Source organism: Streptomyces sp. NPDC025273 (assembly GCF_040638585.1).
GTDB lineage: Bacteria > Actinomycetota > Actinomycetes > Streptomycetales > Streptomycetaceae > Streptomyces > Streptomyces cinereorectus.
In genome coordinates, this window is sequence record NZ_JBEZYP010000009.1 from 269,590 (window position 1) to 283,229 (window position 13,640).

10 protein-coding genes are annotated in these 13,640 nt (G+C 69.2%); 3 read left to right on the forward strand and 7 right to left on the reverse strand.

The genetic code is table 11. The annotated features are described in order from the left end of the window. Positions 1-160: 160 nt before the first annotated feature. Positions 161-1,927: a proteasome ATPase gene (gene arc / locus AB0F38_RS17800; protein WP_361893546.1), complete on the reverse strand. Its 1,767-nt coding sequence runs from the start codon at positions 1,925-1,927 to the stop codon at positions 161-163. Positions 1,928-2,168: 241 nt separating this feature from the next. Here arc and AB0F38_RS17805 point away from each other — a divergent pair, with 241 nt between their 5' ends. Further along, entirely contained in the window at positions 2,169-2,480 is a 312-nt protein-coding gene (locus AB0F38_RS17805; protein WP_361893548.1) for a ferredoxin, read from the forward strand. A gap of 5 nt (positions 2,481-2,485) precedes the next feature. On the opposite strand, the gene AB0F38_RS17810 is transcribed toward AB0F38_RS17805, so the two are convergent. The 3 genes from AB0F38_RS17810 to AB0F38_RS17820 form a co-directional block, all read right to left on the reverse strand. After that, positions 2,486-3,064, reverse strand: a complete 579-nt coding sequence (locus AB0F38_RS17810) for a hypothetical protein (RefSeq protein WP_361893551.1) — start codon at positions 3,062-3,064, stop codon at positions 2,486-2,488. Between the two features lie 244 nt (positions 3,065-3,308). Further along, complete coding sequence (locus tag AB0F38_RS17815) at positions 3,309-4,220, reverse strand: tRNA (adenine-N1)-methyltransferase (protein ID WP_361893554.1); 912 nt, start codon at positions 4,218-4,220, stop codon at positions 3,309-3,311. A gap of 68 nt (positions 4,221-4,288) precedes the next feature. Continuing rightward, positions 4,289-5,539, reverse strand: a complete 1,251-nt coding sequence (locus AB0F38_RS17820) for a site-2 protease family protein (protein WP_361893647.1) — start codon at positions 5,537-5,539, stop codon at positions 4,289-4,291. Between the two features lie 170 nt (positions 5,540-5,709). Here AB0F38_RS17820 and AB0F38_RS17825 point away from each other — a divergent pair, with 170 nt between their 5' ends. Beyond that, on the forward strand, positions 5,710-6,555 hold the full coding sequence (locus AB0F38_RS17825) for a PD-(D/E)XK nuclease family protein (RefSeq protein WP_361893649.1): 846 nt from the start codon (positions 5,710-5,712) through the stop codon (positions 6,553-6,555). A gap of 9 nt (positions 6,556-6,564) precedes the next feature. Continuing rightward, a complete protein-coding gene (locus AB0F38_RS17830; protein WP_361893557.1) occupies positions 6,565-7,236 on the forward strand; it encodes a response regulator transcription factor in 672 nt (223 codons plus the stop codon). 77 nt (positions 7,237-7,313) lie between these two features. On the opposite strand, the gene AB0F38_RS17835 is transcribed toward AB0F38_RS17830, so the two are convergent. From AB0F38_RS17835 to metH, 3 genes are all read right to left on the reverse strand, one after another. Then, positions 7,314-8,906, reverse strand: coding sequence for an ABC transporter substrate-binding protein (locus AB0F38_RS17835; RefSeq protein WP_361893560.1), 1,593 nt, complete (start codon positions 8,904-8,906; stop codon positions 7,314-7,316). 367 nt (positions 8,907-9,273) lie between these two features. Then, complete coding sequence (locus AB0F38_RS17840) at positions 9,274-9,972, reverse strand: HAD family phosphatase (protein WP_361893563.1); 699 nt, start codon at positions 9,970-9,972, stop codon at positions 9,274-9,276. A gap of 140 nt (positions 9,973-10,112) precedes the next feature. After that, complete coding sequence (gene metH / locus AB0F38_RS17845) at positions 10,113-13,625, reverse strand: methionine synthase (protein WP_361893566.1); 3,513 nt, start codon at positions 13,623-13,625, stop codon at positions 10,113-10,115. Between the last annotated feature and the right edge of the window lie 15 nt (positions 13,626-13,640).

Below are 13,640 nucleotides of genomic sequence, written 5' to 3' on the forward strand. Positions count from 1 at the left end.
TGCCCGTCCCCGCACTGCGCGACTCGGCGGTACGACAGAGCCTAGAGCGCCTCTGCGCCGGTGGGGAGATCAATTGCGTCATTGTTCGGGTGTGGCCGGACCTGCCGGGAAAACGGCCGGCTGCGGATACCCTGCCGGGGATCCGCAGCCGGTCTGCGTCTTACAGGTACTGTCCGGTATTCGCCACCGTGTCGATGGAACGACCGGAGTCCGCGCCCTGCTTTCCGGTGACGAGAGTGCGGATGAACACGATCCGCTCGCCCTTCTTTCCGGAAATCCTGGCCCAGTCGTCCGGGTTGGTGGTGTTGGGCAGGTCCTCGTTCTCCTTGAACTCGTCCACGCAGGCCTGGAGGAGATGGGAGACGCGCAGGCCCTTCTGGCGCTGCTCGAGAAATGCCTTGATGGCCATTTTCTTCGCCCGGTCCACGATGTTCTGAATCATCGCTCCGGAGTTGAAGTCCTTGAAGTACAGGACTTCCTTGTCGCCGTTGGCGTAGGTGACCTCGAGGAAGCGGTTCTCCTCGGATTCCGTGTACATCCGCTCCACGACGGACTGGATCATGGCGTGGGCGGCGGCTTCCTTCGAGCCGCTGTGCTCGGCCAGGTCGTCCGCGTGCAGCGGCAGCGAAGGCGTGAGGTACTTGGCGAAGATGTCCTTCGCGGCCTCCGCGTCCGGGCGCTCGATCTTGATCTTCACATCGAGACGGCCGGGCCGCAGGATCGCGGGGTCGATCATGTCCTCGCGGTTGGAAGCGCCGATGACGATGACGTTCTCCAGGCCCTCCACACCGTCGATCTCGGCGAGCAGCTGGGGGACGATGGTGTTCTCCACGTCCGAGCTGACACCGGAACCACGGGTGCGGAAGAGGGATTCCATCTCGTCGAAGAAGACGATGACGGGGGTTCCCTCGCTCGCCTTCTCCCGGGCACGCTGGAAGACGAGGCGGATGTGCCGCTCGGTCTCGCCGACGTACTTGTTGAGGAGCTCGGGGCCCTTGATGTTGAGGAAGTAGCTCTTCCCCGCGGGCTGTCCGGTGACCTCGGCGACCTTCTTGGCCAGCGAGTTGGCCACGGCCTTGGCGATGAGTGTCTTGCCGCAGCCGGGCGGACCGTAGAGCAGGATGCCCTTCGGCGGGCGCAGTTCGTGCTCCTTGAAGAGGTCCGGGTGGAGATAGGGAAGCTCGACCGCGTCGCGGATCAGCTCGATCTGGTCGCCCAGACCGCCGATCTTGTTGTAGTCGATGTCCGGGACCTCTTCGAGGACGAGCTCCTCGACCTCGCTCTTCGGTACCACTTCGTAGACGTAGCCGGACCTGGGTTCGAGCAGGAGGGCGTCACCGGGCCGGATGGTGATGTCCAACAACGGCTCGGCGAGCCGTACCACCCGTTCCTCGTCGGTGTGCCCGATGACCAGGGCGCGCTCGCCGTCCTCGAGGATCTCCTTGAGGGTGACGATGTCCCCGGCCCGCTCGAATTCCATGGCCTCGACCACGTTGAGCGCTTCGTTGAGCATCACTTCCTGGCCTCGCCGGAGGCCCTCGAGCTCGACACTGGGACTGACGTTCACCCGGAGCTTGCGGCCCCCGGTGAAGATGTCGCAGGTGCCGTCCTCGTTGGCCTGCAGAAAGACACCGAAGCCGGCCGGTGGCTGGGCAAGCCGGTCGACCTCCTCCTTGAGGGCCACGATCTGGTCGCGGGCCTCGCGGAGCGTACTGGCGAGCCGCTCGTTCTGCGCGGACACGCCTGCCAGGTTGGTCTGCAGCTCGACGATCCGCTCTTCGAGAATCCTCGAATGACGCGGAGAGTCGGCGAGCTTACGTCGCAGGACGGCGATTTCCTGCTCGAGATAGGCAACCTGGCCGGCTGGGTCTTCTGACCCCCGCACGGGCCGGATGCCGTGGTTGATGTCGTCGTCGTGGGCTGCCACGGTCCTCACCTCCTCCAAGGGGAGCTGGACGCTTCCTGACCCTACCTGCGTGGGTGATGATTGAAACCCCTAGATCACAAAGTCCCGGGGGTGTGTCCGATCTTCACCCTTGCGCCCTCCCTCACGCCAAGGGAATACCCACCCTTCGGCATCGGGAAGCCGCCGGTTGTATCGTCGAAGCGTCCAACACCCGTCAGGGCTGGCTTCAATGGGTTCAGATACGCAGGAAACGGCAGGGCACATGACCGTGCGGCAGGACGCTCCGGGCAACGGTGACACGCAGGACTTGGAGGTCTGGATCGACCAGGACCTCTGTACGGGCGACGGCATCTGCGTCCAGTACGCACCCGAGGTGTTCGAGCTGGACATCGACGGTCTGGCGTACGTGAAGAGCTCGCAGGACGAGCTCCTCCAGGACAAGGGCGCCACCACCCCGGTGCCGCTGCCGCTCCTCCAGGACGTGGTGGATTCGGCCAAGGAATGCCCCGGCGACTGCATTCACGTACGTCGCGTCGCGGACAACGTGGAAGTCTTCGGACCCGACGCGGCGTAACCGCCTCAGGCGCCCGTCGCGGCTTCCCCCGCCGGCGCCGACCTGACGAAGGCGTTGCCCTTCCACCGCCAGACGGCGCTCTCCTCCTCGTCGGGACAGCACCGCGGCACAGCGGCCGAGGAGTAGCCCAGCAGGGTCGCCGAGATCCGGCCGTCACGGACGGCGAAGTCGGTGACCGTCAGCTTCTGAGCGGGGTCCACCAGGGTGGCGACGACCCGGGGTGGGCCCCCGCTCGCCTGTGTCAGGACGTAGACGCCGCTGGGCGGTGTGCCGGAGCCGGCGGCGCAGCGGACGACCACGACGGTCTCGGGCCTGCCGTCGCCGTCGAGGTCCCCGGGAGCCTTGTCGGCCACGGTCTGCCCGGCGCCGCTACAGTCGAAGGGAAAGACGACACCGGCCGGATCGGGTGCGGCGGCCGGTGCGGCGCCGGTGCGGTGCTCGGACGCCGAGGCCGTCGCGGTGGCCCCGTCGGGCTGGAGCAGTCCCGCGGCCGCGACGACGGCTGCCATGGCCGCGGCCGTGGCGAGCCAGTGCACCGGCTTGGTGTCGGTGTGCGCGAGGTCCGGGAGCGCGGAGGTCTGCACGCGGTATGTCTCCTGTGCTTCATGGGTGCCTGGACAGGCGGTGCCGAGCGGATGTCGGCGGGCGGGGTGGCCAGCATCGTGCCACACCTCACACCGGAGGGGAACGGCGGGGTCGATCCTGCCCGGCCGCGGGCGACGGCAGGCGCCGCCGCCGAGGCCCCGGGTCGGTCCGGGGAACTCGGCGGCGGCGCCTGTGTGTTGTGGTGGGGATCGGTGGCCGTCGGGCCGGGGCCCGGACCGGGTGTCAGTCGCCGGTGGCGGCGGATCCGCTCCGGCTGCCGGGACCGCTGTAGTCCTCGCCGTACGCGCCCTTGGAGGGGCGGCGGCGGCGCAGCGGCGCCTCGACGCCGTCCGCGAGCCGTCGGGCGGTGACGAGGAATCCCGTGTGCCCGATCATCCGGTGGTCGGGACGGACGGCCAGGCCTTCGACGTGCCAGTTGCGGATCATCGACTCCCACGGCTGCGGTTCGGCGAAGCAGCCGATCTCGCGGATGGATTCGACGGTACGCGAGAGCTGGGTGGTCGTCGCGACGTACGCGCAGAGGATGCCGCCGGGAACGAGGGCCTTGGAGACGGCCTCCAGGCATTCCCACGGGGCGAGCATGTCCAGGACGACACGGTCGACGTCGGTGTCCGACAGGTTGTCCTGGAGGTCGCCGACGGTGAGCTGCCAGGCGGGGTGCGGGGAGCCGAAGTAGCGCTCGACGTTCTGCTGGGCGATTTCGGCGAAGTCCTCGCGGCGCTCGTAGGAGTGCAGCATGCCCTGCTCACCGATGGCGCGCAGCAGGAAGGTGCTGAGCGCTCCGGAGCCGACGCCGGCTTCCACGACGCGGGCGCCGGGGAAGATGTCGCCGAAGGCGAGGATCTGCCCCGCGTCCTTGGGGTAGACCACGGCGGCGCCGCGGGGCATGGACAGGACGTAGTCGGGGAGCAGGGGGCGCAGCGCGAGGTAGGCGACGTTTCCCGTGGTACGGACAACACTGCCCTCGGGAGCACCGATCAGCTCGTCGTGCGGGAAAGAACCCTTGTGGGTGTGGAAGTTCTTTCCGGCCTCGAGCGTGAAGGTGTAGTGGCGTCCCTTGGGGTCGGTGAGCTGGACCTGGTCCCCGACTTTGAATGGGCCGCGACGGCGGGCGGCACCGGTCGGTTCGGACATGTGACCAGCCTACCGGTATTTCGGCGGCCTCCCTTGCGGGGTCCCCCGGGCGCGGGCCGGGCGGCGGGTCAGGACGAGGGCCGGGCCATGGCGGCGACGAAGGCGCGTTCGACGTCGACGGTGGACAGGACGCCGTAGATCTCTCCGGTGTCCTCGACCACCAGGTACTCGGTGGCCGGTGTGGCCTTGAGCCGGTCCAGGAGTGCTTCGCCCGCGAGCTCGGCGGGGACCTTCATGCCGTCGGTGAGGTCCTGCGCGAGGCCGCTGACGGCCACCCAGGGCCGGCGGTGCTCGGGGACTCCGACGATGGCCGCCTCGCGGACGACGCCCTTGGGGTTGCCCAGTCCGTCGACGACGACGAGCGCCCGGGCGCCCGCCTCGTTGGCACGGCGGAGCGCCTCGGAGAGCGGGGTGGCGGACTCGACGGGGACGGCCCGCCGGGTGAGGGTGCGGGCCCGCAGGTCAGGGAGGTGTTCGCGCAGCCGGGCCATGCGCAGGCTGTTGCCCGCGCCGGTCCAGATGATCCCGGCGAGGATCGCGGCGAGCAGGGCGTCGGTCACGGTCTCGAAGCCGCTGATCTCGCTGGTGGCGTTGCCGAGGGCGCCGGTGTGGGTGAGCAGCGGAAGGCCTACGAGGACGGCGACGGCCAGGCCACGGCCGACCCACGCGGCGGCGATGGTGCCGCTCATCGGCTTGCCCGTGATCTTCCAGACCACGGCGCGGAGCATGCGTCCGCCGTCGAGCGGCAGGCCGGGCAGCAGGTTGAAGGCGGCGACGATGAGGTTGGAGATCATCAGTCCGGCGAGGAGCACGCCGGGGATGGTCCCCGCCTCGACGAACTGGAGGGGGATGTAGAAGAGGCCGCCGAGGACGAGCGAGAGCAGCGGGCCCACGAAGGCGAGGACGAACTCCCGGCCCGGGGTCTCGGATTCCTTCTCGATCTCGGAGACGCCGCCGAAGAACTGGAGCTGGATGCGGCGGACCGGCAGCTTGTAGTGCAGGGCTGCGACGGTGTGGGCGAGTTCGTGGACGAGCACGGACGCGTAGAACGCGATCGCGAAGAAGAGCGCGACGAGGTAGCGGGCTCCGCCGAGGCCGGGCAGGACGCGGTCGAGCTGGCCGCCGAAGACCCAGGTGATCAGCGCGGCGACGACGAACCAGCTGGGCGCCACGTACACAGGCACGCCGAAGGGGCGGCCCATCAGGAGGCCGCCGCCGGGATCCGCGGGCCGTCGCGGTCCGCCCTTGCCGGGTTCGGTGCCGGGGTCGGTTCCCCCGCCGCCGGGCTGCGGGCGCCCGCTGTCGCCGCTCTCGTCCACGTGGTCCCTTCGGTCGATGGCGTCTGCCACGATCATGCAGTGTGCGAGCTCTGTGGTCGATGGTATGCCGCTGGGTGTCAGTGGCGGGCCGTAGGGTCTGCGACATGACCTCCGTACCGCGCCCGCACCGGCCACCTTCGTCCCTGTCGCCGTCGCGCGCGAGCGATTTCATGCAGTGCCCTCTGCTGTACCGCTTCCGGGTCATCGACAAGCTGCCGGAGAAGCCCAGTGAGGCGGCTACCCGGGGCACACTGGTGCATGCGGTGCTTGAGCGGCTGTTCGACGCCCCGGCGGCGGAGCGCACGGCTCCGCGGGCCAGGTCACTCGTGCCCGGCCAGTGGGACCGGCTGCTCGAGTCCAGGCCGGAGCTGGCCGAGCTGTTCTCCGGGGACGCCGGGGGCGACCGGCTCGCCGGGTGGCTGGGGGAGGCGGAGCAGCTCGTGGAGCGGTGGTTCTCGCTGGAGGACCCGACGCGCCTGGAGCCCGCCGAGCGTGAGCTGTTCGTCGAGACGGAGCTGGACTCGGGGCTGCGGCTGCGCGGTGTGATCGACCGGATCGACGTGGCCCCCACGGGCGAGGTCCGGATCGTCGACTACAAGACGGGCAAGGCGCCGCGGCCGGAGTACTCGGAGGGCGCGCTGTTCCAGATGATGTTCTACGCGCTGGTGGTCCGGCGCCTGAGGAACGTGGTGCCGCGGCGGCTCCAGCTGGTGTACCTGGGCAGCGGTGACGTGCTGACGTACGACCCGGTGCCGGCCGACCTGGAGCGGGTGGAGCGCAAGCTGCTCGCCCTGTGGGACGCGATCCGGCTGGCGACGGAGACGGGTGAGTGGCGGCCCCGTCCCACGAAGCTGTGCGGCTGGTGCGACCACCGGGCGGTCTGCCCCGAGTTCGGCGGGACTCCCCCGGTCTATCCGCTGTCGGTCCGCCCGGCGGAGTCGGTGGAGGGTGTGCAGGGCAGAATGGAGCCGGTCCGGGCCGAGGCCGGCCAGCCGGCGGCCCTCGAAAGCCCCTAAGGAGATTCCGTGGCAATCCGCGTCCTGCTGGTCGATGATCAACCGCTGCTGCGCACCGGCTTCCGGATGATCCTGGAGGCCGAGGGCGACCTTGCGGTGGTCGGTGAGGCGGGTGACGGCCTGCAGGCCATCGACCAGGTGCGGGCCCTGCAGCCCGATGTCGTGCTGATGGACATCCGGATGCCGCGGATGGACGGCGTCGAGGCCACCCGTCAGATCACGGGTCCGGGGCGGGACGGACCGGCGAAGGTCCTGGTGCTGACGACCTTCGATCTCGACGAGTACGTGGTGGAGGCGCTGCGCGCGGGTGCCAGCGGCTTCCTGCTGAAGGACGCGCCGGCCCATGAGCTGGTGCAGGCCATCCGGGTGGTGGCGGCAGGCGAGGCGACGCTGGCGCCGAGCATCACACGCCGGCTGCTCGACAAGTACGCGGACCATCTGCCCTCGGGCGAGGAGCCGGTCCCGGACGCTCTGCACACGCTCACCGACCGCGAGGTGGAGGTGCTGAAGCTGGTGGCGCGCGGCCTGTCGAACGCGGAGATCGCAGCGGACCTGTTCGTGAGCGAGACGACGGTCAAGACGCATGTGGGCCATGTGCTGACGAAGCTCAGCCTGCGCGACCGGGTGCAGGCGGCGGTCTACGCGTACGAGAGCGGGCTGGTGCGCCCCGGCGCACAGTGAGCGGGGGCGCCGGGCGGAGAGCCGACGCGGTCCGGAGCCAGTGGCTCCGGACCGCGTCGGCTTTCGTCTGCGCGGGATCAGGCGGTGCTGTTCTTGAGCTCCCAGAGCTGCAGGTCGGCCGAGGAGGTGACGGCCCACTCCACACCGGTCAGGCCCTCGCGTGAGGCGACGTACTGCTTGCCCTGCCAGACCGGGAGGACGGGGACGTCGGTGGCGACGATGTCCTGGATCTTCGCGAAGGTCTTGGCCGCGGCGCTGCGGTCCGCCACCCGCCGGGACTCCGGGATGAGGGTGTCCTGGATGAGGGCGGACTCGTAGGGCGAGTTGAGGAAGTTGTTCTTGTCGAGGAACGGCGCCGTGTACGTGTCCGGGTCCGGGAAGTCGGGGAACCAGCCCATGCCGTAGACCGCGTAGTCACCGTTGCTCTGCGCGGGGCGGTACTTGGCCCACGGGGTGCCCTTGACGTCGACCTCGAAGAGCTCGGAGTCGTTGAGCTGCTTCCCCAGCGCCTTGTACTCGGCGGCGGTGGCGGGGCCGTAGTGGTCCGTCGTGTAGTTCAGCGTGAACTTCACGGGCGTGGAGATGCCGGCCTTCTCCAGGGTCTTCCTGGCCGCGTCCACGTCGGGCTCGCCGTACTTGTTGAAGAAGGAGTTGGTGTGGTTGGTGATACCGGTCGGGATCAGCGAGTAGAGCGGCTCGGCCGTCGTGCCGTACACCTTGCTCGCGATGGCGCCCCGGTCGATGATCTGGGCCATGGCCTGGCGTACGGCCTTGTCCTTGACCGCCGGGTCGTCGGTGTTGAAGGCGAGGTAGCTGATGGCGAGACCGGGCATCTCCGTGAGCTTGATGCCGTCCACCGGCTCCACGAGCATCTGCTGGGCCTGCTCGGGCGACATGGTGCGCGTCATCATGTCGATCTTTTCGTCCTCGAGCGCCTTGCCCATGGCCACGGCGTCGGGGTAGAGGTCCAGCTCGACCGTCTCGTTGAGGATCTTCAGATCACCCTTGTACGTGGGGTTCTTGGTGAAGACGATCTTCACGAGCTGGCTGTCCTTGACCTCCGGCTTCATGGTGTACGGGCCGGACCCGTCGACCTGGAAGCCTTCGCGGGGGGCCTTGGCCGGGTACTTGTCCTTCTGGACGATGCCGGCGGCAGGGGTGGCCAGCTTGTACGGGAAGGTCGCGTCGGAGGTGCGCAGGTGGAAGACGACCTGGTCCTCACCCTTGGTCTCGATCGTGTCGATGTTGGCGAGCAGACCGACGGGGCCGCTCTCGTCCTTGATGTCGAGCACGCGCTGGATGGAGTACTTCACGTCGTCCGGAGTGACGGGCGTGCCGTCCGCGAAGGTGAGGCCGTCGCGGAGCGTGCAGCGGTAGCTCTCGTTCTCCGTGTCGGTGAAGGCGCAGCTCTCGGCCGCCTCGGGCACCGGCTCACCACCGCCGCGCGGGATGTGGGTCAGGGTCTGCACGGTCTGGCGCAGCACGTTCCAGACCCCGGCCTCGTAGCCGATGGCCGGGTCGAGCGGCGCGGGGGCTTCGGCGGAGGAGGCGAACTGGTCCGTCGTCCCGACAACGATGGCATCGCTCCCGCCGTCCGACCCGCCACAGGCGGCGAGCACGGGCGCGAGCAGGCCCACTACGGCCGGCAGCACCAGCGTCTTGCGGTTCATCTGGACGTTCTCCCTCATTCCGGCATGCGAGAAATCCGAGATTAGTAGGCACTGCGGGGGCACTTGACCGGTGCACGCGGACCCCGTATCCACTCGGTGATCGCCCATGACGGCGCGTCTATGTCACGCTCGGGAATGATTGGTACAGCGGTCCATGAACCCGGACTTTTGGGCGCCCGAAACGGGCAGCCGAGTGGGGAGCGGGCACTCGCGGACGTCACACCGGGTGATGAAGGTCACTCCCCCGCCGCACCCTTCTCGTTGACATGAACCTGGTCTTCGCGCTGGGGCGGGGAGAGGGAACCGCACGCCGGGCCCACCGGAGCTTCGCCGTTCCTTCCTGCGGCGACGCTCGGTGTGTGGCCCATCACTCGTCGGTGACCACGGCGCGCAGGAAGGCCAGATCAACCCGTTCGAGTGACGGTACGACCACCCGTCCCGGCGCGGGAGCGATCGGCGCCACGGACGGCACGACAACCACCCGGCAGCCCGCGGCCTCCGCCGCGGCGACGCCCGTCGCGGTGTCCTCGACGACCGCGCAGCGCCACGGGTCCGCGCCGAATCCGGCGGCCGCGGCGAGGTAGGGCTCGGGGTGGGGCTTGGTGCGGGCCACCTCGTCACCGGCGACCGTGAGCGCGAAGTGGTGGTGGCCCACCGAGTCCAGCACCCGGTCGATGATCCGCCGGTGCGAGGCGGAGACCAGGGCGGTGGGCACCTCGTGCGCGGCGAGCTCGGCGAGCAGCCGTGCGGCACCGGGCATCAGTGGCACACCGCGGCCGATGCGCTTCTCGAAGCGGTCGTTGAGCAGGACCGTGAGCTCCTCGATGGCGATGTCGGCGCCGGTGGCTTCGATGAGGTAGCCGGCGCTGCGGGTCATCGGCCCGCCGACGACCACGTCGCGCCAGCCCTCGTCCAGCCGGTGTCCGAGGTCGGCGAAGACCTCGACCTCCACGTCCCACCAGAAACCCTCCGTGTCGACCAGGGTGCCGTCCATGTCGAGAAGAACGGCCTGCAGGGCGGAGCCTTCGGCCGTGCGGGTCAGGGACACGGGGAACGTACTGGTCATCCGGCACACCTCCATGAGGGACGAGAAGGCCGACCGCGTTCCCGGTGGGAACGGCGACCGGCCTGCACTGGACCGACCAGTCTACGACTCGTCCGGACAAGGCGCGCGGAACGGCGCCGTACCCCGCGTGGAACGGAGTACTACCGTGCGTTGAAGTACTTCGCCTCGGGGTGATGGATGACGATCGCGTCCGTGGACTGCTCCGGGTGCAGCTGGAACTCCTCGGAGAGCTTCACGCCGATGCGCTCCGGCTCCAGCAGCGCGGCGATCTTCGCCCGGTCCTCCAGGTCGGGGCAGGCCCCGTAGCCCAGGGAGAAGCGCGCCCCCCGGTACTTCAGCGCGAACATGTCCTCGACGTCGGCCGGGTCCTCCCCGGCGAAACCCAGCTCGCTGCGGACGCGCGCGTGCCAGTACTCGGCGAGCGCCTCGGCCAGCTGCACCGACAGCCCGTGCAGCTCCAGGTAGTCGCGGTAGGAGTTCGCGTCGAACAGTTCGGCGGTGGCCTGGCCGATCCTCGAGCCGACCGTGACGACCTGGAGGCCGATCACGTCCGTCTCGCCCGACTCCTCGGGCCGGAAGAAGTCCGCCAGGCAGAGGCGTCGGCCGCGGCGCTGGCGCGGGAAGGTGAAACGGGTGCGCTCCGAGCCGTCCTCGTGCAGCAGGATCAGGTCGTCGCCCTTCGACACGCACGGGAAGTAGCCGTAGACGACGGCGGCCTCCAGCAGGTTCTCCGTGTGGAGCTTGTCGAGCCAGCCGCGCAGGTGCGGGCGGCCCTCGGTCTCCACGAGCTCCTCGTACGTCGGCCCGTCGCCCGCACGGGCCTGCTTGAGGCCCCACTGGCCCTTGAAGAGGGCGCCCTCGTCCAGCCAGGAGGCGTACTCCTTGAGCTGGATGCCCTTGACCACGCGGGTGCCCCAGAACGGCGGCTCGGGGACCGGGTTGGTGACCGAGACGTCGGAGCGCACGCCCTCCTCCGGCTCATCGGTCTCCGGCACCGGCGAGTCGCGCTTGGGCACACGGCGCTGCTTGAGCTCGGGCAGCACCGCTCCGGGGACACCACGCTTGACGCCGATCAGGGCGTCCATGAGGCGCAGGCCCTCGAACGCGTCCCGGGCGTAGCGGACCTCGCCCTCGTAGATCTCGTGCAGGTCCTGCTCGACGTAGGCGCGGGTCAGCGCGGCGCCGCCGAGGATGACCGGGTAGTCGGCCGCCAGCTTGCGCTGGTTGAGCTCCTGAAGGTTCTCCTTCATGATCACGGTCGACTTCACCAGCAGCCCGGACATGCCGATGACATCGGCCCGGTGCTCCTCCGCGGCCTCCAGGATCGCGGAGACGGGCTGCTTGATGCCCAGGTTGACGACGTTGTAGCCGTTGTTCGACAGGATGATGTCGACGAGGTTCTTGCCGATGTCGTGGACATCGCCGCGGACGGTGGCGAGCACGATGGTGCCCTTGCCTTCGGCGTCCGACTTCTCCATGTGCGGTTCGAGGTGCGCCACCGCGATCTTCATGACCTCGGCGGACTGCAGCACGAACGGCAGCTGCATCTGGCCGGAGCCGAAGAGCTCACCGACGACCTTCATGCCCGCGAGAAGGGTGTCGTTGACGATGTCCAGGGCCGGCCGGGTCTGCAGCGCCTCGTCGAGGTCGGTCTCCAGGCCGTTCTTCTCGCCGTCGATGATGCGGCGCTGCAGGCGCTCGTCCAGCGGAAGGGCCATCAGTTCCTCGGCGCGTCCCTCCTTCATCGACTTCATGTTGACGCCCTCGAAGAGCGCCATCAGCTTCTGGAGCGGGTCGTAACCCTCCGTCCGCCGGTCGTGGATCAGGTCGAGGGCGACCTTGACCTGCTCCTCCTCCAGCCGCGCGATGGGCAGGATCTTGGAGGCGTGCACGATCGCGGAGTCCAGGCCGGCCTTGACGCACTCGTCCAGGAACACCGAGTTCAGCACCACTCGGGCGGCCGGGTTCAGGCCGAAGGAGATGTTGGACAGGCCGAGCGTGGTCTGTACGTCGGGGTGCCGCTTCTTCAGCTCCCGGATCGCTTCGATCGTGGCGATGCCGTCCTTGCGGGACTCCTCCTGACCCGTACAGATGGTGAAGGTCAGGCAGTCGATGAGGATGTCCGCCTCGTAGATGCCCCAGTTGCCCGTCAGGTCCTCGATGAGGCGCTCGGCGATGGCGACCTTGTGCTCGACGGTGCGGGCCTGGCCCTCCTCGTCGATGGTCAGCGCGATCAGGGCCGCGCCGTGCTCCTTGGCGAGCGCGGTGACCTTGGCGAAGCGGGACTCGGGTCCGTCGCCGTCCTCGTAGTTGACGGAGTTGATGACCGCGCGGCCGCCGAGCTTCTCCAGACCGGCCCGGATGACGGGCAGCTCCGTGGAGTCCAGGACGATCGGCAGGGTCGAGGCGGTCGCGAAGCGGCCGGCCAGCTCCTCCATGTCCGCGACCCCGTCACGGCCCACGTAGTCGACACAGAGGTCGAGCATGTGCGCGCCTTCGCGGATCTGGTCGCGCGCCATCTCCACGCAGTCGTCCCAGCGGGCTTCGAGCATCGCCTCGCGGAACTTCTTCGAGCCGTTGGCGTTGGTGCGTTCACCGATCGCCAGGTAAGCGGTGTCCTGCCGGAAGGGAACCGTCTGGTAGAGCGAGGCGGCACCCGGCTCGGGGCGGGGGTCGCGCTGCGTCGGTGCGAGTCCGCGGGTGCGCTCGACCACGGCCCTCAGGTGCTCGGGGGTCGTGCCGCAGCAGCCGCCGACGAGCGACAGACCGTAGTCGCGGACGAACGTCTCCTGGGAGTCCGCGAGACCGTCGGGGCCGAGCGGGAAGTGGGCGCCGTCCTTGGTGAGGACGGGCAGGCCCGCGTTCGGCATGCACATCAGCGGCGTACGCGAGTGACGGGCCAGATAGCGGAGGTGCTCGCTCATCTCGTCCGGGCCCGTCGAGCAGTTCAGGCCGATCAGATCGATGCCCAGCGGCTCCAGGGCGGTCAGCGCGGCGCCGATCTCGGAGCCGAGCAGCATCACTCCGGTCGTCTCGAAGGCCAGGGAACAGATCAGCGGCACGTCGACGCCCAGGGCGTCCATGGCCCGGCGCGCGCCGATCAGGCTCGACTTGGTCTGGAGCAGGTCCTGAGTGGTCTCCACGATCAGGGCGTCGGCACCGCCGGCGAGCAGACCCTCGACGTTTCGCTGGTAGCCGTCCCGCAACACGTCGAACGCGATGTGTCCGAGCGACGGCAGCTTGGTCCCGGGTCCCACCGAGCCCAGCACCCAGCGCTGCCGGCCGTCCGCGGCACCGAACTCGTCGGCGACCTCGCGGGCGATACGGGCACCCGACTCGGACAGTTCGAAGATCCGGTCGGCGATCTCGTACTCGTTGGCGGCGGAGTGGTTGGCGCCGAACGTGTTCGTCTCGACGCAGTCCACGCCGACCGCGAAGTACTCCTCGTGCACCGAACGGACGATGTCGGGCCGGGTCACGTTCAGGATCTCGTTGCAGCCTTCGAGGTTCTCGAAGTCCTCGAGCGTGGGGTCCTGTGCCTGGAGCATGGTGCCCATGGCACCGTCCGCCACGACCACTCGGGTGGCGAGAGCCTCCCGGAGGGCTGCGGCTCGGGTCCGGCTGTCAGCGGAGGGGGTCGGCAACGAGGCCATGGATGTTCTCCCTGG